Source organism: Exiguobacterium sp. SL-9 (assembly GCF_004336985.1).
Lineage (GTDB): Bacteria > Bacillota > Bacilli > Exiguobacteriales > Exiguobacteriaceae > Exiguobacterium.
On sequence record NZ_SJUO01000001.1, the window covers coordinates 567,568 to 587,695 of the forward strand.

Here is a 20,128-nt window from a genome sequence, read left to right on the forward strand (position 1 = left end):
TCTTCTGTTATGAAGATGGGCGACGAGGGTTTCCCCTAGCCGCCCGTCCACGTATTAGTCTAATCCAACTTCGTCATTGACGATATCGAACGCTTCCATGACTTCTTCGAAGTCAGCGTCGTCTTCAACGATCTTCAAGACGAACTCTTCATCTTCAAGTTCTTCGATTTCGAACGCGTATACTTCGATTGTGTCTTCGTCTTCCGTCTCTGGGTTACCGACCGGCTCAAGAACGACAAACGTCTTGTTCGTGCGGTCACTCGTCATACGGAAAATTTCTGCGAATAAATGCTCGTCTCCATTTTCATCTGGAATTCGGTACATTTCTTCTTCGTTACGGCTAAGTTCTGCCATACGTAATTCCTCCTTTATTTGCCTGCGCGATCCAGGTAGTTTTGTAAAATCATGACGGCTGCCATCTTATCGATGACGGCCTTTCTCTTTTTTCGGCTGACGTCTGCTGAAATGAGCATCCGCTCCGCTTGCATCGTCGTCAAACGCTCGTCGACGAGAACCGTCGGCAAACCGGTCGCCTCGGTTAGGGCCGCGGCAAACGCCTGTGACGCCTCGCCCCGAGGTCCGATTGTCGCGTTCATGTTCTTCGGGAGACCGACAACGACTTCTTTCACATCGTACTGCTCAATAATCGGTTGAAGCAGACGGACGGCTTCGTCAAAGTCTGGCTCAGTCCAGTAGACCGTCTCCACACCTTGCGCCGTCCATCCCATGAGGTCGCTCACGGCGACCCCAATCGTCTTCGAACCGACATCGAGCCCCATGACTCGCTTCATATTAATCCTCTCTACGATCGTTCAAATACGATTTGACCAGCTCTTCGAGCAGTTCATCTCGTTCGATTTTGCGAATCAAGTTTCGCGCATCGTTATGACGCGGGATGTAGGCAGGGTCACCTGACAACAAGTATCCGACGATTTGATTGATCGGTTGGTAGCCTTTCTCCTCGAGTGCTTGATACACCGTGATCAGCGTTTCCCGAGTGTTGGCTCGATTATCATCTTCTGGAAAATTGAATTGCATCGTGCGATCCATTTGGCTCACAAGAATCCACCTCTTTCCGTTTGCACTTCACATTCTATTATGCCAGTGATTGAACGTAATGTGAAGCAAACTTCAATGCTTCGTCCAGTTTTGTCGCATCACGGCCACCGGCTTGCGCCATGTCAGGACGGCCACCGCCGCCTCCGCCACAACGTGTTGCCACTTCTTTAATCAATTTTCCGGCATGGAAGCCGCGGTCGTTCAAGTCTTTCGTCACTCCTGCGACGAGGTTAACCTTGTCGCCGTTCGCCGAACCGAGCAAGATGACGGCTGAACCGAGCTTGCCTTTCAAGTCGTCGACCATGCCACGGAGCGCGTCCATGTCTTGTCCGTCGACGCGTTTGGCGATCAATTGGACATCTCCGAACGTCTCGATGGCGTCTGTGAGTGACGACGCTTCGATGTTCGCAAGCTTCGCTTTGAGCGACTCGCTCGCGCGTTCGAGTTCTTTCATTTCAGCTTGAAGCGCTTGGACACGCGTCGGCACCTCGAGCGGTTTTGTCTTGAGCAGTTTTGCTGCCGTCTCGAGCGTCTCGATGTGCTGATTCATTACTTCGTAAGCCCCAGCGCCCGTGACCGCCTCGATGCGACGTGTGCCGGCTCCGATGCCTGACTCCGACAAGATTTTAAAGAGTCCGATTTCAGCCGTGTTGCCGACGTGGCAACCACCGCAAAGCTCGACCGAGTCACCGGCCGCGACGACGCGGACAACGTCCCCGTACTTCTCACCGAAGAGCGCCATCGCACCTTTCGCTTTCGCGTCGGCGATGTTCATCTCTTCGATATCGACAGCAATCGACGCCCAAATGCGTTCGTTCACTTGACGCTCGATCGACTGAAGCTCTTCAGCCATCACTTGACCGAAGTGCGAGAAGTCGAAGCGAAGACGATCTGGTGTCACGAGTGAACCCGCTTGGTTGACGTGCTCTCCGAGCGTGTCTTTCAACGCGCGATGCAACAAGTGCGTCGCTGTGTGGTTTTTAATGATCGCTTGACGTGAGTCGAAGTCGACCGTCGCCGTTACCGCGACTTCTGCCTTGGCGACACCTGACGTGACCGTGACCGTATGCAAGTTTTGGCCGTTCGGTGCTTTCGAGACGTCTTTTACGTGAAGGACGAAGTCCGACCCGACGATTTGACCTTTGTCACCGATTTGTCCGCCGCTCTCTGCATAGAATGGAGTCTGGTCGAGGATGACTTGCGCCTCTTCGCCGGCTGCAACGACGTCGACGAGCTCACCGTCGTGAATCAAGCTGATGATTTTTGCTTCCGTGCCGAGGTTCGTGTACCCGACGAATGATGACGGGAGTGTGATTTCCGCAAGAACATCTGACTGGATTTGCATCGACTCGACGTCGGCACGGGCCGTCCGAGCGCGTTCACGCTGAGCGTTCATCGCTTGTTTGAAGCCGTCCTCGTCGACTGAGAGGTTATGGTCTTCCGCATACTCAATCGTCAACTCGAGCGGGAAACCGTACGTATCGTAAAGACGGAACGCATCTTCTCCGCTAATGACGTTCGAACCGGCCGCTTTTTGTGCTTTCGCGACTTCGTTCAAGATGGCAAGACCGTCATGGAGCGTCTCGTGGAAACGTTCTTCCTCGTTCTTGACGACTTTCTTGATGAAGTCTTTCTTCTCCCGAACTTCTGGATAGAAGTCGACCATGATGTCACCGACGACGTCAACGAGCTCATACATGAACGGACGCTCGATGCCTAACATCTTCGCATAGCGAACGGCACGGCGGAGCAGACGACGAAGGACGTAGCCACGGCCTTCATTCGACGGGAGCGCCCCGTCACCAATCGCGAACGACACGGTCCGAATGTGATCAGCGATGACTTTGAACGCCACATCTTTGCTGTTGTCGGTGCGATACGTCTCGCCACTGATTTTCTCCGTCTCACGGATAATCGGCATGAACAAGTCCGTATCGAAGTTCGTCGGCACGTCTTGCATAACGCTCGCCATCCGCTCGAGACCCATCCCTGTATCAATGTTTTTCCGTGGGAGCTCGGTATAATTCCCGTGCCCGTCATGGTTGAACTGACTGAAGACGATGTTCCAGATTTCAAGGTAACGCTCGTTCTCGCCGCCCGGGTATAATTCTGGGTCGGTCGGGTCGTCGCCGAACGCAGGTCCACGATCGAAGAAGATTTCTGTGTTCGGGCCAGACGGGCCTTCACCGATTTCCCAGAAGTTCTCTTCGAGCGGGATGATTCGGTCAGCCGGAACGCCTAGTGCGAGCCAGATTTGTTTCGCTTCTTCATCTTCCGGGTGAATCGTCACCGACAGACGGTCCGGATCGAGTCCGTACCACTCATCGCTCGTGAGAAGTTCCCAGCCCCATTTGATCGCATCTTCGCGGAAATAGTCGCCGACCGAGAAGTTTCCGAGCATCTCGAAGAACGTATGGTGACGAGCCGTCTTCCCGACGTTCTCGATGTCGTTCGTCCGAATCGACTTCTGCGCGTTGACGATGCGCGGGTTGGCTGGAATGACGCGGCCATCAAAGTATTTTTTAAGCGTCGCGACACCTGAGTTAATCCAAAGAAGCGTCGGATCCTCGACCGGTACGAGCGAGGCACTCGGCTCGACACTGTGTCCTTTCGATTTGAAGAAATCTAAATACATTTGGCGAATCTGTGCGCCAGTTAATGGTTTGAGCGGTTTCATCAACAATTCCTCCTTCAGTTTAAACGAAACGAAAAAAAGCGATGCTCATCCCTGTGGAAAGGGACGAAAGCATCGCTTCGTGGTACCACCCTCGTTCGCACGGCAAAGCCGTGCCTCGAACATCCGATAACGCGGATGAGGCGCCCAGGGTGAGTGGGGACTCCAGACTAGCTTCGGTCGACCGGACCCCCATCTTCTCACAGCCTAGGAAGATGTCTCTGGTGAGGCGGTTACGACGTACTCATTTCCTTCATCGTCTTTAATCGTTTCAGTTTTCTATTGGTCATTATCACACGTCAATCGGGAGACGTCAAGACTTGCCGCCTAGCCGTTCGACGAGTTTTGTCCGGCGCACCGGTTCCTCTTCGCGTGTCGCCGCCTCGAGCGCACGCACGTCCCCAAACAAGAGCAAACTCTTTTTCGCTCGCGTGACGGCCGTATAAATCAAGTTGCGCGACGAGCGGAAGCCGCCGTTGAAGAAGACGGGCATGAGCACGATCGGGAACTCGGACCCTTGCGACTTATGGATGGTGATGGCATAGGCATGCGTGAACTGGTCCCATTCGCTCCGATTATACTCGACCTCGGTCTGATCGAAGCGGATATAGATTTTATCAACCTTGTCGACGTTTTCTTTCGCATAGAAAATGTTCGTGATTTCACCGATGTCACCGTTATAGACGTTCTCCTCGGCGTTATTGACGAGCTGCAGCACCTTGTCCCCGTTCCGATACGTTCGGTTACCGTGTTTCACTTCCCGGGCCGCCGATTTCGGGTTGAACACGTTTTGAAGCGCCTCGTTCAACCCGTCGATGCCGCAAACCCCGCGGTACGTCGGGGCGAGCACTTGAATATCGAACGGTGAGTAGCCTTTCCGTAGTGCGGCACCCGCCATCTGACAGATCGCCTGAAGTGCCGTCTCTTGGTTGGCCGTATAGAAGCGGCGGTCCGGAAGCGCCGCCAGTAAATCGTCCGGCATCTGTTTTGCGTTAAGCGCATGCGCCAGACGCAGAATACTCGACTCGGACGCCTGTCGATGGACGACGTCAAGACGGACGACGGGGATGCCGTCGGTCGCCATCAAATCGGCGAGCACTTGGCCCGGTCCGACCGAAGGCAGTTGATCCCGGTCCCCGACGAACAGGATTTTCATCCCGTTCGGCACGGCCCGGAGCAGACTGCGGAACAAGAAGATATCGATCATCGACGCCTCGTCGACGATGAGCACTTTTCCGACGAGCGGATTCGTGTCATCGACTTGGAACGAGCTACCATCAAACTTTAAGAGACGGTGAATCGTCGAGGCCGGCAAGCCCGTCGACTCACTGAGCCGTTTCGCGGCCCGGCCGGTCGGTGCGGCGAGCACGAACGGGAACGGTTGGTTCTGGACCGGTTCGAGCTTCCAGTCGAACACGTCGCTGAGCGCGTGGATGATTCCTCTGACGACGGTCGTCTTGCCGGTCCCGGGTCCACCTGTCAGCACCATAAGCGGGGACTTCAAGGCAAGCTCGATCGCTTCCCGTTGTTGTTTCGCATACTCGATCGAGAACATCTCTTCGACGCGTCCGACCGCATCAAAGATCGTCGTCATATCGACGTCTTCTGTCGTCGAGGTCGACATGATGCGCGCGAGTTCCTCTGCCGCTTTTTGTTCGGCCCGGTACACACGCGGATGATAGACGACCCCGTCCTCGACGATGACACGTTCATCGGTCGCGAGCGTCTCGAGTGCCGAGACGAGTGCCTCGCCCGGATCGCCGCCGATGATGCGCGGCATCTCGTTCGCGAGTTGGTCGGCCGTGACGAACAAGTGGCCGTTCCCTTGCTCGAGCTCGAGCACGTATAACACGGCCGCTGCGATCCGTTCTGGATGAATCCCTTGGATGCCAAAGTGGGCGGCGATGGCGTCGGCCGTCTTGAAGCCGATGCCTTGCACGTCATACATGAGGGCGTATGGATTTTTCTCAATCGTCTCCATCGCCCGCCCTTCGTATTCTTTATGAATCTTCGAGGCGAGACGCGGCGTCACGTCGAACGGCGCCAAAAACAATAGCAATTGGTCGACCCCATACAAGATGTTCAACCGTTCGGTGATGACGCGGGCCTGTTTCTCTTTCAACCCGTCGACGTTCGACAGAAGGCTCGGATGTTTGACGATTTGGTCGATACAGTCATCTCCAAGTGCGTCGGCAATCTTCTGGGCCGTCTTTTGTCCGATTCCAGGGAACGAACCGTTCGTCAAAAAGCGGACGGCCGCGCGCTTCGTCATCGGGACGACGCGGCGAATCCATTCGGCCTTCATTTGTTTTCCGAACCGGGGATGATCGACGAGTCGACCGTGCGCCTTATACGTTTCTCCTTTCTCGATGCCGACACCGACGCCAGCGATGACCATCTCGGTCTCGTCTGTCTCAAAATTCTTTTCTTTTATACGTACGAGCGCGATCGTGTGCGCTTCTTCTTCCGATTGAAACAGGACGCGGATGACTTTTCCTGTCAACTCGTAAGGTGCTGCCATCATTCGAGCCACCTCCAGCTAGTTTTCCATCCCCCATTATAGCCCGAGTTGAAACGATAGGACAAATCGCCTAACTGAACAGGTTGAGGATGCGCTCAAGCTGGTCGAGATCGACCCGTTCGAGAATCCGAATCAATTGATCGACATCAATCCGGTTCAAGATTCGTTCGAGTTGTTCCACATCAATGGTTTCAAGTAACCGCTCGAACCGTTCCAACTCTCCCGAGTTGACGTATCCTTCGAGCCGTTCAAACAGCTCAGTCTGCTCGATGCGAAACAATTGCTCGATCGATGACCATTGGACGAATAGGACGATGGCTGTGGCCACGACATGGACGCCCCAGTTGAGCAGGACATGGCCGAGCCGTACCGTCTGTCCGATGAACGGGATGAGCGGGATGAACGTCAGTTGTAATAGGACCATCACGAGCTGGACGTACGGGTTCGGGATGAACCAAGCTACAAGTGCGAGCAGGGACGGGACGACCCAGGCAACACCGACCGTACCAAACGTCACAGACCAGGACTTGTTCGCCGACAATACCCAATGCATGATGATGCTGAGCACGAAAAACGTCGCGAACAAGAGAAACAAGACGGTCATCGCCCGCTCCGACTCGACGACGACTTGGAACAAGAGATTGTTTGTCCATTCGCCCGTCGCTAAACGTTCGTCGATGGCCGCGAACAGACGACCGAGCATGAACCATTCGATGATGAAAAAGATAACGACACTGATCAAACTAAACATCCGCATAAATCTTCTCCCCTCTCACATTGCTAATCCATTTCCCGAACATTCGGACGGCTATGCACGTTTTTCGTCGAATCAAAGCGGGAACTGTTCGAGTGAACCTATGAAGGAGGGACTATGTATGACGAAACGTATTCCAATCAGTGGCTTATGTGAACTTGTATTAGAAGTGACCGACATGACGGAGGCCGTCGACTTTTGGCACGGCAAACTCGGACTACCCGTCGTCGAGCAATGGGTCGGTGATGATGCCGAGCCAAGCGCGGCACAGGAGCACGCGGACGAACCTTGGGCGACGTGGCTCTATGTCGGCGGGAACACGCGCCTCGGCCTTTGGCTTAAACGAGATTTCACGTCAGAAGAAGAATCGAATCGCCAAGAGGACGTGACCGAGTGGGATACGCTCTATGACGAGGGTGGCGCCCATGTCCACTGCGCATTTTTCGTTCCGATGGAGTCGTTCGACCAAGCGCTCGAAGTGTTAGAGGCATCGAATATCCCGACAAAACTACGGACGTGGGACGAGGACGAGACGGCCAACGGTAAAGAGCGCTCGGCTTACTTCAAAGACCCAAACAAGAACGTCATCGAACTGTATACGAAAAACATGGACGAAGCGTACGGCGAATTTGCTGGCGAGCCGGTAAAAATCACAACGAAGCAACTTTGATTCACATGTACGCTCGACAATCCACATGATAAGATGAGAGAAAATGGAAAAGGTTGTGCTTTATGCGTTTCTTCCCACTTCTAATCATGATTGGGTTAATCTTGCTTACGCTCGGACTCTATTTCGTCATCGATGCGTTTCCTACGCTCGACCGCCCCACTTCGTTTGCAGCGTTGACGCTCGTCTCATTCGGCACGAGTTTCCTAATCTTGATCGATGGTGTACGACAAACTAAATCCGGAAAAGGTGTTTTGTGGAACTACATCGCGCTCGCCGGCACACTGGTATTGATGACTTTTAATTTTTTGATTTGGGTCATCGGGGAGGTGTCGACATGACGCTCACTCTCCCGGAATGTATCACCGGCTTTTCATACGGCGACTGTTCCGCCCCAGGGTCGGATTGGAAGACGTTCAAATCGATTTGTTTTGAGTTCACTCGAATGAAACGAGGAATCTGTTCCTTTACTATTGGGGACGAAATCACTCCGAATTATCACCAGGCGACGATCACCTGGAGTGAGCAAACTATGTATGTGCTTCTCAGCAGAAACTATCCTGTCATCGGCATCTCCAAACTCGAACCATTTGAGTACGAGTACATCGATGTACCCGAACTGACCGACATGTTTCCTGACACCTATCAGATTCCGTCAGCGGCGGAGTTGAATGAGCGGTTCGATTTGTCGCTACAGCCGTTTCTGAACAAAGCGGAGCGCGGAGAAATCAAATATTGGAAACCAGAGACGGTCGGTAACGTCATTTTTCATTATTGGGACTAACAAAAAGCGCCTCTCGCAAAAACTGCGAGAAGCGCTTTATTCATTTAGTTACCGAGCAATTCATCCATTTTCGCTTTCGCGTCATACGCGAGCGCATGGTCCGGTTGCAACTCGAGCACACGCTCAAGCTCGGCGTACGTCTTGTCTTGTTCACCGAGGAACGCGTAGGCAATCGCCAAGTTGTAGCGGGCGTCCGTATGGCTCGCGTCGAGGTCGAGCGTATGCTCGAGCGCTTCGACGGCCAAGTCGAGCTGTTCGTTCTGTGCGAGCGCGAGCCCGTGCTGGAATGAAATCTCGACGTCTTCCGGTGCCTGCTTCATCGCTTCACGGAGACGTGGCAACGCCCGGACGAAGTCGCCCATCGCCTTGTACGTCAAACCGAGCATGAAATGCAGGTCGGCGTCATCCATCCCGGCAAGGAGCGCCTGACGAAGCGATGCCTCGGCCAAGTCGAGCTGTTCGAGCTCATAGGCGAGCGCACCTTTCGCATAATGGGCCGCGCCGAACGCGTTGTCGAGTTCGAGTGCTTTGTCGTAAAAGACGACAGCCCGTTCATGGTCACCGATTGCTTGCAAGAGCGTGCCCATATTGACGTAACCGGTCGGGTCCGTCGGGTTCGCCTCGATGGCAGCGTTGAACTGCTTGGCAGCTTGTTCGAACTCACCTTCTTGCATCGCTTGGATGCCTAATTCGTTTGCGTTCAAAATCATCACCTCATCCGATATAGTCGAGTCGTTTTCCGTTTCGATACGCTTCGTCAATCGTCGCACCGCCGAGGCAGATGTCGCCGTCATAGAAGACGACCGCCTGGCCTGGCGTGATTGCACGTTGTGGCTCATCAAATTTGACGAGCACTTCGCCATTTTCAAGTGGTGCGATCGTCACAGGCACGTCTTGTTGACGGTAGCGGAATTTCGCCGTCGCCCGGAACTCCCCTGTTGGGACGGCGCCTGTCCATGACAGTTTCGATGCGAGCAACGCGTCCGAATAGAGCGCGTCGTGATGGAACCCTTGGCCGACGTACAAAATATTTTCTTCGACGTTTTTGCCGACGACGAACCATGGGTCCCCGTCGCCGCCGATGCCGAGGCCGTGGCGTTGACCGAGCGTGTAATACATGAGCCCGTCATGGTTTCCTTTTTGTTCTCCATCGAGCGTCTGCATGATGCCTGGTTGTGACGGCAAATACTCCGAGAGGAACTCTTTGAAGTTGCGCTCTCCGATGAAGCAGATGCCCGTCGAATCTTTTTTCTTCGCTGTCGCGAGTCCCGCTTCTTCAGCGATGACACGGACGTCTTTTTTGTCCATGTGTCCGATTGGGAACATCGTCCGCGCGAGTTGATCTTGTGACAATTGGTTCAAGAAGTACGTTTGGTCTTTATTGTCATCTTTCCCACGCAAGAGTCGATGCTCACCGTCGACGTACTCGACCCGTGCATAATGTCCGGTCGCAACGAAGTCGGCCCCGAGGCGTAGTGCGTGATCAAGGAACGCTTTGAATTTGATTTCCTTGTTACACATGACGTCCGGATTCGGCGTCCGTCCGAGGCGGTACTCGGCCAAGAAATATTCGAAGACGCGATCCCAATATTCTTTCTCGAAGTTGACCGCGTAATAAGGAATCCCGATTTGGTTGGCGACCGCAATGACGTCTTCATAGTCTTCCGTCGCCGTACAGACGCCATTTTCGTCCGTATCGTCCCAGTTTTTCATAAAAATCCCGATGACGTTATAGCCTTGCTCTTTCAGCAGATGGGCCGTCACCGATGAATCGACGCCGCCTGACATCCCGACGACGACCGTCGTCTCGGCAGGGGCTTTTGTGCGTAAGTTCATCTTTTATCTCACTCCGTTCGTGAATGTCGAGACGACTTCAGAAAGTCGTTCGGCGAGCCGCTCCACGTCTTCGACCGAGTTACCGTGTCCAAAGCTGATGCGGACGGACTGTTTCGTCCGGTCCGACGTCCCAAACATCGCCGTCAATACGTGTGACGGCTCAATCGACCCGGCCGTACAGGCACTGCCGCTCGAGATGGCGAAGCCACGCATGTCCATCATGATGAGGAACGGTTCGAGCTCGATGCCCGGGAGATACAAGTTGACGATGTGCGGCAAGCGGTTCGCCCCGTTCACGTCATACTCGACTCCGAGTTCATCGAGTCGCCCGAAGAGCGCCTCAGCCATCTGTTGGTAGACGTTCACCCGTTCGGCCCGTTCGATTTTGGCCAGTTCGGCTGCTTGTTGGAACCCGACGGCACCCGGAACATTTTCCGTGCCGGCTCGACGTTTCCGTTCTTGTTGTCCTCCAAAAGAACGCGTCGCTAATTTTACACCTGTTTTTATAAAAAGAAAACCGATACCTTTCGGGCCATTGATTTTATGGGCCGAGGCCGACAATAAATCGATACCGAGCACCTTGACGTCAATCGTTTCCGTACCGAGCGCTTGGACAGCGTCCGTATGGAAATAAGCCTGATGGTCGGCGAGAAGCGCTCCGATTTGTTCAATCGGCTGAATCGTGCCGACCTCATTGTTTCCGTACATGACCGAGACGAGGATCGTGTCGTCTCGAAGCGCATCGCGGACGGACTCAAGCGTCACCGCACCCGTCTCATCGACATCGAGATACGTCACGTCGAAACCTTCCCGTTCGAGTTGCTCCATCGCGTGCAAGACGGCGTGATGCTCGATTTTCGTCGTGATCACATGTTTGCCTTTATGTTGATTCGCGTACACCGTACCAAACAATGCGTAATTGTCCGACTCGGTCCCACCCGACGTGAAGACGATCTCGTTCGGGGTCGCCCCGATCCACGTGGCAAGTGTCCGGCGCGAAGCGTCTAACGCGGCGCGAGCCGTCCGGCCGATGCCGTGGATGCTTGACGGGTTCCCGTATTGCTCGAGCAAATAGGGTGTCATCGCTTCGAGCACTTCGGCGCGCATCGGCGTCGTTGCGGCATGATCAAAGTAATTCATGTTCATTCACCTCACCTTTAAATATAGAACATATAGCCGTCTGAATCTTCTTCAGCGAGATCGGCAAGTGTCGTCTCTTCGAGCACTTTCTCGATCGCGGCTTTGATTTTATCCCAAAGCTTCCGTTTCACGGCATCGTCCGCTTCCGAGTCTTCGACGATCATGAGCGGCCCTTCGAGCAGGCGGATGATTTCCCCTGCCGTGATGTCTGTCGCCGGTTTGACGAGCTGATAACCGCCGTACGCCCCACGGACGCTCTTGACGAGTCCGCCATTGCGGAGTGGACCGATCAACTGTTCTAAGTAATGTTCCGGCAAGTCGTGACGGGCCGCGATCTTTTTCAAGCTGAGCGGTTTATTGTCCGTTTCCCGGGCCAATGCGATCATGATCGTCAATCCATAACGACCTTTTGTAGATATTTTCATCTTCATGTCTCCTTCTGCTATACTAATCGAACAAACGTTTGTCGAAAGGAATGTGTACGTATGAGTGATTTATTTCAGCAATCGAATAGCGGCCCGCTCGCCAACCGGATGCGGCCTGAAACGTTAGACGAAGTCATCGGTCAACGCCACATCATCGGCGAAGGCAAGTTGTTGCGCCGGGCCATCGAGGCCGACCGCCTCGGCACGATTATCTTGTACGGACCGCCGGGAACGGGCAAGACGACGCTCGCCCGTGTCATTTCGAATTATACGAAAGCGACGTTCGTTCAATTGAACGCCGTCACGGCCAAACTCGATGAGCTCAGAAGCGTCATCCGTGAGGCCGAGTCCCGGTTCGACTTTGAACAAGAACGAACGATTTTATTTTTAGACGAGATTCATCGTTTCAATAAACTGCAACAAGACGCGTTGCTCCCGGCACTCGAGGCCGGCAAGCTCATCTTGATCGGGGCGACGACCGAAAACCCGAGTTTTGAGGTCAACGCGGCGTTACTATCGCGCGCGACCGTGTTTCGGCTCGAACCGCCTGGACCAGACGAACTGCGCGTCGTCTTGGAGCGAGCCTTGTCCGACAAGAAAGGACTCGGCAATTATCCGGTCAAGATTGAAGAAGCCGCCGTGGACCATTATATCAAAATGGCGGACGGTGACTACCGTGTATTGTTGAACGCGCTCGAACTGGCCGTGTTGACGACACCTGAAGTCGACGGGGCAATCGAGATCACGCTCGAAGTCGCCGAAGAGTCGATTCAACAAAAGGCGATCAAATACGACAAGACGGGTGATCGACATTACGACGTCATCTCGGCGTTCATCAAGTCGATCCGTGGTTCTGACCCGGATGCGGCCCTATACTGGCTCGCGGTCATGATTGAGGCCGGCGAATCGCCGCGCTTTATCATGCGCCGTCTCTACGTGCATGCGGCCGAGGATATCGGTCTTAGCGACCCGAACGCGCTCGTCATCGTCGATGCCGCCGCTCGCGCGAGCGAACATGTGGGCTTCCCAGAAGCACGCATCCCGATGGCCCAGGCCGTCCTTTATCTCGCGACGGCACCGAAGTCGAATGCGGTCATCACCGCCATCGACAAGGCGATGCATCACGTCCGCACGGTCGAAGGCGGTCCGGTCCCGGTCCATCTCCGCGATGCGCACAGCCCAGGTGCCCGCGAGCTCGGCAACGGCGCCGGTTACAAATATCCGCACGACGAGAAAGACGGGTACGTCCCGCAAAACTATTGGCCGGAGAACTTGGCCCGGAAACGTCCTAAATATTATACGCCGACGAGCCGTGGCTTCGAGCAACAGCTCCAAAAACGGCTCGACTATTGGGAAAAACGACGCTGACTCTTTTGAGCCGGCGTCGTTTTTTCATTTCTGGATGCGGTTGATCTCGACACCCGCTGTCTCGAGCATTTGATTGATGACATAGCCGGCAGCGACGAGCCCTGCGACCGACGGGACGAACGCGTTCGAGCTCGGTGGCATCTTCGCTTTACGGATCGGGGCGTCTTTTTTGCCGACGACCTCGTTCACATCTTCGCGTGTCACGATCGGTGACTCGTCGGAGAAGACGACCGGAACGCCTTTATGGATGCGCTCTTTGCGGAGACGCGTACGGACCATCTTCGCGATCGGGTCATACGTCGTGTCCTTGATGTCGACGACTTTGATACGCGTCGGGTCCATCTTGTTGGCCATACCCATGCTTGAGATGACCGGGATGCCCCGGCGTTTGCACTCGACAATCAAATGAATCTTATAGATGATCGTATCCGAGGCGTCGATGACGAAATCAAGGTCTTGGGCGAAGAACTCTTCAAACGTCTCTTCTGTATAAAACATTTTTAGTTTGACGAGTTCGAGCTCTGGGTTGATATCGAGGAGACGCGTTCCCATCGCCTCGACTTTCGGTTGCCCGACCGTCGACAAGAGCGCATGGATTTGGCGGTTGACGTTCGTGATGTCGATGTCGTCCTTATCGACGAGGACGATGCGTCCGACACCGCTCCGGGCGAGTGCTTCGGCCGCGAACGAACCGACACCGCCGACACCGAGGATGGCGACCGTCTTTCCTTTTAATGCTTCTAAACCTTCTTGACCGATGGCTAACTCATTACGTGAAAACTGGTGTAACATACTCTTCCTCCAAATTAATTCTATTTTCTCACACTATTTTACTCGGAATTATAATCAAAAAAAAGACGTCTAGCGACGTTTTACAAATAAAATCGATGGGGCCCGGAGTGCCGTGACGATGCCCTGCTTTTGAACCTGCTTAAGCAGGTGGGTGACCTAGCGTCCCCTTCACAAGTCCTCCTGCACGTGATGAGGCAGTTGATCTGGATGGCAGTTCGGTCTCCCGTATTCAAAGTGTTGGCTCAAAATAACGAAGGCGGCTCTCGTACACCTCAGGTATCCCATCTGTTGACCTTACTATAGCACTGTCTGTAAAAAGAAGTCAATCAGAAACGCTGACTTTGCATGACAGTTTCGTCACAACCAGCTGTTACGAAACGCACCGGTCGGGTCGTACGTATCTTGTTGTCGCGCGATGTTGAAACGGCGATCTCGTGAGTCGTTGCCGACGCCTGCCTGGTACGCCCAATTACCGGTATTGCTCGCCACGTCATAGTCGATGAGCATCGATTCGAAATAGGACGCACCGATGCGCCAATCTTGCCCGAGTTCTTTTGCGAAGTAACTCGCGACAATTTGACGGCCCCGGTTTGACATCCACCCCGTCTCATTTAATTCACGCATGAACGCATCGACGAAATCAACGCCCGTCTCACCCGCTTGCCAACGTGCGATGACGTCCTCATCGACGCGCCATGTCTTCGGTTTCGAACGGATGCCTTGGGCGCGGAACAGTCGTTTGCCTTGCTCGAGTGCGACCCATTGAAAGAACTCGCGCCAGAGCAGTTCAAAATAGAGCCAATACGTCGACTCGTTCGCCCCGTTCTCCCGCTCATGCGCCTCTAGGTCAGACAGGATACGGCGCGGTGACAATGAGCCGTTGGCGAGGTAAGCCGACAGCTTTGACGAGTCGTCGACCCCGAAGCCGTTCCGTGTCTCTTTATACGTCCGGACCGGGCCTGCCAAATACGCGGCGAGACGCTCCCGCCCGGCCAGTTCCCCTCCTTTGAACGGGAACGCGGACCGTTCGTCCAATTGCTTGCGCTCATAGGCGACCGGAAAATTGACAGGACACGGAAGGCCTTCACTCGACCGCTCAATCAATCGTTCTGGACGCGCCTTTTGTTCCATCGCCTTGCGGAACTCGGTAAACAGAAATGGCAGTTTCTCGAACGGAACCTCTTCCCGTGGATAGAGCGTGAATCCGTCGAACGCCTGACGTTCGCCTTGCCACGCGGACACGACCTCTTGTTCGCGCAGCCGTTCGTTATAACCGATCGACCGTTGGAACAACAGCCGGTCGGTCAAGTCGAGTACGTCGAGCGGATGGCCGACATGGACGAACAGTGGAATACCGAGCGCTGTGAGCGAACCGGCCAAGTCGTCGAGTGACTCGTTCAAAAATCGGAGCCGCCGTGGTCCTAGCGAGGTATGTCCGAATCGGTTCTCCGAGAGCTCATCTTCGCGGATGAAGTAATGCCCTTCAATCGTATCCTCGTGCCGGAGCGCCTCCTCGAGCGGACGATGGTCGTCGACCCGTAAATCGTTTTGATACCAGATAATCGTCTTCATTGATTTCGCCTCCTGACCTCATTATGGGTCATAGATGCTGGTCTTACATAAGATGAAGCTGTCCAAAATATGTTTTCAATTCCGCAACGGGTGGAATATACATCATTAGAAACAGAAAGGGGTGCAGCAACATGGCTAGAAAAGGTAAATTCGGTACACTCATTAAAGTCGCGACGGCGGTCGCACCGTTCGTCTACGATTACTATAAAAAGAACAAAGCAAAAAAAGCATCGACACCTAAAAAGTGAGCAAAGCGCTTCGGACTTCGTCCGAGGCGTTTTTTTCTTGCGTTGAAACCAGATATGATATGATGATGGAACATTTTAGGGAATCGAGGCGACCATCATGCACGCGGTATGGGTACAATCTTTACGAATCAGTTTGAAGTGGGCGTTATTCATGAGTGGTCTGTTCCTGCTCGCCCTCGGGTCGTCGATGATGATCACGGCCGACCTCGGCGTCTCGACGTGGGACGTGCTCCATCTCGGCCTCGCCCGCCATACTCCGATCTCCGTTGGGACGATCATTTTGCTCGTCGGTCTTTTGCTCGTCCTCTGCAAGTACATACTGGACCGGATTCGGCCCCAGTTCGGGACGCTTGTCAACGCCGTCTTCGTCGGGGTGTTCATGAACTTGATCCTCGACCACCATTGGTTGCCGCAGCTTGACGGCATCGCGCTCAATATCGCCTGGCTCATTCTTGGCATCTTCGTCATCGGCATGGGTGCCGGTCTGTACGTCGCCATCGGTTACGGGGCCGGACCACGGGACGGATTAACACTCGCCTTGGCCGACCGCTTCAACACGTCGGTCCGCATGATGCGGACGTGGATGGAACTGACGGCTTGCTTGATCGGCTGGATACTTGGTGGACCGGTCTTCTTCGGAACGGTACTGTCGATCTTTTTGATCGGCCCGTTCTTCCAGTTTTGGCTCGAACAGTTCCGGCGCCTCGTCTCGGTCATCGACCGGGCAAAGGTCGTGGCATAAAAAAAGAGGAAATCGGACAAAGTCCGGTCTCCTCTCTTTTCGTTATGGGACGAGGACGATTTTTCCGAACTTGCCCCGTTGCTTGAAGTATGTCTGCGCGTCCCGCGCCTCAGCGAGCGGGAACGTCCGATCGACGATGGGCCGGACCTTCCCGGCTTCAATCGCCGCGAGCATCGCTTGAAACTCGGCCCGTGTGCCGAGCACGGAACCGTACATGGTGATATGTTTCAAATACATCGTCCGGAAGTCGAGGTTCGTCTGTTGTCCCCCGGCCGAACCAGAGATGCAGAACTTGCCCCCGTTCTTTAGCACCTCGAGCGATGTTGCGAACAAGGCGTCACCGACGACATCAAGTACGGCATCGACCGGTCCTCCGTTCGTCTCCAGTATCTCGTCGGCGAGCGTCTCGGACCGGTATGAAAAGACATGACTCGCCCCGAGCTCTTTCAGCTTCGCTTCATCTTTCAAGTCACCGACGATGGCAAATACGTTCGCGCCATGCACATTCGCCGCGATTTGGACGTTGAACGACCCGACCCCGCCGCTCGCACCGGTGACGACGATCGTCTGCCCCGGCTGAATCTCAATCTGTTCGTTCATATGCCACGCCGTCAACCCGCTCACCGTGAAGACGGCGCTATCGACAAAGCTGTCGAGCGGCATGTCGTAGCAGAGCGTGGCCGGCCAAGCGACGTATTCGGCATAGCCGCCGTCGTATTCGGAGCCGATGAACGACATATCGTCAGCGATATGCTCTTCTCCGCCCGCTCCGCTCGACGTGAACGGGAACAAAATGACACGACGGCCCACCATCGTCTCCTCGACCCCACTGCCGACCTCCACGATTTCGCCCGTGATATCGGAACCCGGGATCCGTGGGAACTGGACCCCTTCCGGTCGCCAACCGGACTCTTTGTCCGTCCCATACGCGCCTTCTCGCATCCATATCTCTGTATTGTTAATCCCGCACGCCTTCACGCGCACGAGCACTTCTCCTTGTTTCGGGCTCGGAATCGGAACATCGACGACTTGTAATTGATCGACGTCACCATAACCGATGACCTGTACAGCTTTCATCAATTGTTTTCCTCCTCATTACAATCATTCCTTGTCTATACCCCACTCACGCACAACAGCCACCAAAAATCTGGTGGCTGTTCGACGTTTATAGTTGTTGGCGTCTGAGCAATCCGGCGAACACGCCGCCTTTTGTGCTCAATTCATCGTGCGTCCCGTCCTCAACGATGCCGTCAGCGGTGACGACGAGGATACGGTCGGCATTTTTCACCGTCGCCAAGCGGTGCGCGATAATGAGCGTCGTCCGGTCGGCCGCGAGCTCATTGAGCGAGTCTTGAATGATCGCTTCCGTCTCCGTATCGAGCGCGGACGTCGCCTCATCTAAAATCAAAATCGGTGGGTTCTTCAAGAACATCCGGGCGATGGCGATCCGTTGTTTCTGTCCGCCCGACAGTTTCAAGCCGCGCTCCCCGATTTGTGTATCGAGACCGTACTGCAATTCGTCGACGAGCGAGTTCAAATGCGCCTTCTCGACCGCATGAAGGATTTCTTCGTCCGTCGCGTCCAATTTCCCGTAAGCGATATTCTCACGGAGCGTTCCCGCGAACAAGAACACATCCTGTTGCACGATACCGATTTGACGGCGCAGGCTCTCTTTCGTCATATTGCGGATGTCCATGCCGTCAATCGTGATGGCACCGCTCGTCACGTCATAGAAACGCGGGATGAGCGAACAAATCGTCGTCTTCCCGGCTCCGCTCGTCCCGACGAGGGCGACCGTCGTACCCGACTTGATGTCGAGGTCGATGTCGGTCAACACTTGCCGATAGTCCGAGTAGCCGAACGAGACGTTTTGGAAGGCGATATCACCTTTCAGCGTCGTGACGTCGACGGCGTCCGGACGGTTCTCGATGTCCGGTGCCTCGTCAAGCAGTTGCGTGAATCGTTTAAAGCCGGCCATCCCTTTCGGGTACATCTCGAGAAGCGCCGTGATTTTCTCGATCGGCTTGATCAGCAAGTTCATATAGAGGATGAACCCGACGAGCTGCCCGTAAGACAGTTGCCCTTGATACGTCAAATAGGCGCCATAGACAAGGACGAGCAACGTCATGAGCCGCGTCGTGATGTAAATCCCGGCGAGCGACTTACTCATGACCCGGTACGCCTCGATTTTCGAACCACGGTAGAAGTTGTTATCTTTCTGGAAGCGGTTGATTTCGAACGTCTCGTTCGTGAACGACTGGACGACACGCGCTCCAGAGACGCTGTCCTCGACGCGGGCGTTCACTTCGCCGATGTTTGTGTACATTTTTTGCCACGCCTTATTCATGTTTTTGTTGGCATACGTGATCATGATGACGAGGAACGGGACGGCGACGACCGTCACGAGCGCGAGTTGCGGGTCGATCGAGAACATGATCCCGAACGCACCGAGGAGCGTCATGATGGCGATGAAGAAATCTTCAGGCCCGTGGTGCGCCACTTCGCCGATATCGAACAAGTCGTTCGTCACCCGACTCATCAAATGGCCGGTCTTATGGTTGTCAAAGAAACGGAACGACTGTTTGTGGATATGGGTGAACAGCTCTTCGCGCATATCGGTCTCGATATTGATTCCGAGCTTATGTCCCCAATAGTTGACGACGTACTGCATCATCATGGCAAGTATGTAAAGGATGAGCAAGCCGATGCTGATAATGATAATCCAGTTCCATTCCCCACCCGGCAACAGATCGTCGATGAACCATTGCACGGCGAGCGGAAAGCCGAGCTCGAGCAGGCCGACGAGGATGGCGAACGAGAAATCGAGGATGAATAATTTCTTGTGTGGACGGTAATAACTAAAAAAACGTGAGATCATATCGTTTCCCCCTTCTAAACAAATAGTTTACGCCTTTTTGCAGGAAGTGGAAAACGGGAAGCACTTCTTTTTCAATCTTTTTTCAAGCGCGGTATAATGGAAGTAAGGAGTGATACCTATGAACGTACACATTACAGAACACGCTAAAGAGCGGATCGATGCTTTAAAAGGCGACCTTGACGGACAGATGCACTTGTTTTATGAGACGGAAGGTTGCGGCTGTGGCAATAGCGGTATCTTCGAAATTCGCTACGTGACCGAGACGACACCGGAAGACGTCGAGATTGATTCGAACGTCGGCCCGATCCTCATCAAAAACTGGACAAAAATCTTTTTGGACGAGGAGATGATCATCGACTATCGTGACGATAAACGGACGCTCGTCTTAAAGAGTAACGGCCAAGTGTTTAACTCGAACTTGCTCGTGACCGATGGGACCGGTTGCCAGTTGAATGTCCCGAGCCGATGAAACAGGCACTGAAAGATCATCCGAGCCTTTGGATTTGGTTTTTCCTCAGCTTTGGGCTCGGCCTGTTCGGCATCTATCTTGCTTTTGCGGACTCCGTCTATACGATGACGGCCGTGATCGCGTCGCTGTTCGCGTTCGGGTTCGCGCTTCAACGGACGGCGAAAAAGATGGAACAACAAAATCACTAAAAAAAGAGGTT

Annotated in this window: 21 protein-coding genes and 1 other RNA gene; 7 read left to right on the plus strand and 15 right to left on the minus strand. The window is 54.2% G+C overall.

The window, feature by feature from the left end:
- Positions 1-54: 54 nt before the first annotated feature.
- The 6 genes from EVJ34_RS02950 to EVJ34_RS02975 form a co-directional block, all read right to left on the minus strand.
- Positions 55-354 carry a DUF1292 domain-containing protein gene (locus tag EVJ34_RS02950; RefSeq protein ID WP_021066932.1) on the minus strand — a complete coding sequence of 100 codons (300 nt, stop codon included), beginning with the start codon at positions 352-354 and terminating at the stop codon, positions 55-57.
- A 14-nt stretch (positions 355-368) separates the two neighbouring features.
- On the minus strand, positions 369-791 hold the full coding sequence (ruvX, locus tag EVJ34_RS02955) for a Holliday junction resolvase RuvX (protein WP_029595796.1): 423 nt from the start codon (positions 789-791) through the stop codon (positions 369-371).
- A gap of 1 nt (position 792) precedes the next feature.
- Complete coding sequence (locus EVJ34_RS02960) at positions 793-1,059, minus strand: IreB family regulatory phosphoprotein (protein ID WP_029595797.1); 267 nt, start codon at positions 1,057-1,059, stop codon at positions 793-795.
- 37 nt (positions 1,060-1,096) lie between these two features.
- Positions 1,097-3,736: an alanine--tRNA ligase gene (alaS, locus tag EVJ34_RS02965; RefSeq protein WP_131484644.1), complete on the minus strand. Its 2,640-nt coding sequence runs from the start codon at positions 3,734-3,736 to the stop codon at positions 1,097-1,099.
- A gap of 310 nt (positions 3,737-4,046) precedes the next feature.
- The gene (gene recD2, locus EVJ34_RS02970; protein WP_131484645.1) at positions 4,047-6,254 is read right to left on the minus strand and encodes an SF1B family DNA helicase RecD2; all 2,208 of its coding nucleotides are present in this window, start codon (positions 6,252-6,254) and stop codon (positions 4,047-4,049) included.
- A 70-nt stretch (positions 6,255-6,324) separates the two neighbouring features.
- On the minus strand, positions 6,325-7,011 hold the full coding sequence (locus EVJ34_RS02975; RefSeq protein ID WP_131484646.1) for a magnesium and cobalt transport protein CorA: 687 nt from the start codon (positions 7,009-7,011) through the stop codon (positions 6,325-6,327).
- 118 nt (positions 7,012-7,129) lie between these two features.
- Here EVJ34_RS02975 and EVJ34_RS02980 point away from each other — a divergent pair, with 118 nt between their 5' ends.
- From EVJ34_RS02980 to EVJ34_RS02990, 3 genes are all read left to right on the plus strand, one after another.
- A complete protein-coding gene (locus tag EVJ34_RS02980; RefSeq protein ID WP_236636621.1) occupies positions 7,130-7,678 on the plus strand; it encodes a VOC family protein in 549 nt (182 codons plus the stop codon).
- Between the two features lie 62 nt (positions 7,679-7,740).
- On the plus strand, positions 7,741-8,016 hold the full coding sequence (locus tag EVJ34_RS02985) for a hypothetical protein (protein ID WP_131484648.1): 276 nt from the start codon (positions 7,741-7,743) through the stop codon (positions 8,014-8,016).
- Positions 8,013-8,459, plus strand: a complete 447-nt coding sequence (locus EVJ34_RS02990; protein ID WP_131433611.1) for a hypothetical protein — start codon at positions 8,013-8,015, stop codon at positions 8,457-8,459. The genes EVJ34_RS02985 and EVJ34_RS02990 overlap by 4 nt, the downstream gene beginning before the upstream one ends.
- Positions 8,460-8,503: 44 nt before the next feature.
- Here the strand turns inward: EVJ34_RS02990 and EVJ34_RS02995 are convergent, their stop codons facing one another.
- Genes EVJ34_RS02995 through cymR form a run of 4 tightly spaced genes read right to left on the minus strand, consistent with a single transcriptional unit; the run spans position 8,504 to position 11,860 of the window.
- Positions 8,504-9,253, minus strand: coding sequence for a tetratricopeptide repeat protein (locus EVJ34_RS02995; protein WP_236636622.1), 750 nt, complete (start codon positions 9,251-9,253; stop codon positions 8,504-8,506).
- Complete coding sequence (mnmA, locus tag EVJ34_RS03000) at positions 9,174-10,295, minus strand: tRNA 2-thiouridine(34) synthase MnmA (protein WP_034776905.1); 1,122 nt, start codon at positions 10,293-10,295, stop codon at positions 9,174-9,176. Before mnmA ends, EVJ34_RS02995 begins: the two co-directional genes overlap by 80 nt.
- 3 nt (positions 10,296-10,298) lie before the next feature.
- Positions 10,299-11,441 carry a cysteine desulfurase family protein gene (locus tag EVJ34_RS03005; protein ID WP_201739643.1) on the minus strand — a complete coding sequence of 381 codons (1,143 nt, stop codon included), beginning with the start codon at positions 11,439-11,441 and terminating at the stop codon, positions 10,299-10,301.
- A gap of 11 nt (positions 11,442-11,452) precedes the next feature.
- Positions 11,453-11,860, minus strand: coding sequence for a cysteine metabolism transcriptional regulator CymR (gene cymR, locus EVJ34_RS03010; RefSeq protein ID WP_131433603.1), 408 nt, complete (start codon positions 11,858-11,860; stop codon positions 11,453-11,455).
- Between the two features lie 60 nt (positions 11,861-11,920).
- Between cymR and EVJ34_RS03015 the strand changes: the two genes are divergently transcribed.
- Positions 11,921-13,228, plus strand: a complete 1,308-nt coding sequence (locus EVJ34_RS03015) for a replication-associated recombination protein A (protein ID WP_131433601.1) — start codon at positions 11,921-11,923, stop codon at positions 13,226-13,228.
- Positions 13,229-13,252: 24 nt separating this feature from the next.
- Here EVJ34_RS03015 and EVJ34_RS03020 read toward each other — a convergent pair whose 3' ends face one another.
- The 3 genes from EVJ34_RS03020 to EVJ34_RS03030 all read right to left on the minus strand — a co-directional run bounded on the left by EVJ34_RS03020 (position 13,253) and on the right by EVJ34_RS03030 (position 15,592).
- Positions 13,253-14,020, minus strand: a complete 768-nt coding sequence (locus EVJ34_RS03020; protein ID WP_021066918.1) for a tRNA threonylcarbamoyladenosine dehydratase — start codon at positions 14,018-14,020, stop codon at positions 13,253-13,255.
- 95 nt (positions 14,021-14,115) lie between these two features.
- A non-coding RNA gene (gene ssrS, locus EVJ34_RS03025) (6S RNA) lies at positions 14,116-14,302 on the minus strand.
- Between the two features lie 75 nt (positions 14,303-14,377).
- The gene (locus EVJ34_RS03030; RefSeq protein WP_131484649.1) at positions 14,378-15,592 is read right to left on the minus strand and encodes a DASH family cryptochrome; all 1,215 of its coding nucleotides are present in this window, start codon (positions 15,590-15,592) and stop codon (positions 14,378-14,380) included.
- A 345-nt stretch (positions 15,593-15,937) separates the two neighbouring features.
- Here EVJ34_RS03030 and EVJ34_RS03035 point away from each other — a divergent pair, with 345 nt between their 5' ends.
- Positions 15,938-16,582 (plus strand): YczE/YyaS/YitT family protein, encoded by a 645-nt coding sequence (locus EVJ34_RS03035; protein WP_131433597.1) that lies wholly within the window; start codon positions 15,938-15,940, stop codon positions 16,580-16,582.
- Positions 16,583-16,624: 42 nt separating this feature from the next.
- Here the strand turns inward: EVJ34_RS03035 and EVJ34_RS03040 are convergent, their stop codons facing one another.
- A complete protein-coding gene (locus tag EVJ34_RS03040; protein WP_131484650.1) occupies positions 16,625-17,659 on the minus strand; it encodes a zinc-binding dehydrogenase in 1,035 nt (344 codons plus the stop codon).
- Positions 17,660-17,747: 88 nt separating this feature from the next.
- Entirely contained in the window at positions 17,748-19,460 is a 1,713-nt protein-coding gene (locus EVJ34_RS03045; protein ID WP_131484651.1) for an ABC transporter ATP-binding protein, read from the minus strand.
- Between the two features lie 118 nt (positions 19,461-19,578).
- Here EVJ34_RS03045 and EVJ34_RS03050 point away from each other — a divergent pair, with 118 nt between their 5' ends.
- On the plus strand, positions 19,579-19,929 hold the full coding sequence (locus tag EVJ34_RS03050; protein ID WP_131484652.1) for an iron-sulfur cluster biosynthesis family protein: 351 nt from the start codon (positions 19,579-19,581) through the stop codon (positions 19,927-19,929).
- Positions 19,926-20,117 carry a hypothetical protein gene (locus tag EVJ34_RS03055; RefSeq protein WP_131484653.1) on the plus strand — a complete coding sequence of 64 codons (192 nt, stop codon included), beginning with the start codon at positions 19,926-19,928 and terminating at the stop codon, positions 20,115-20,117. The genes EVJ34_RS03050 and EVJ34_RS03055 overlap by 4 nt, the downstream gene beginning before the upstream one ends.
- Positions 20,118-20,128 lie beyond the last annotated feature (11 nt).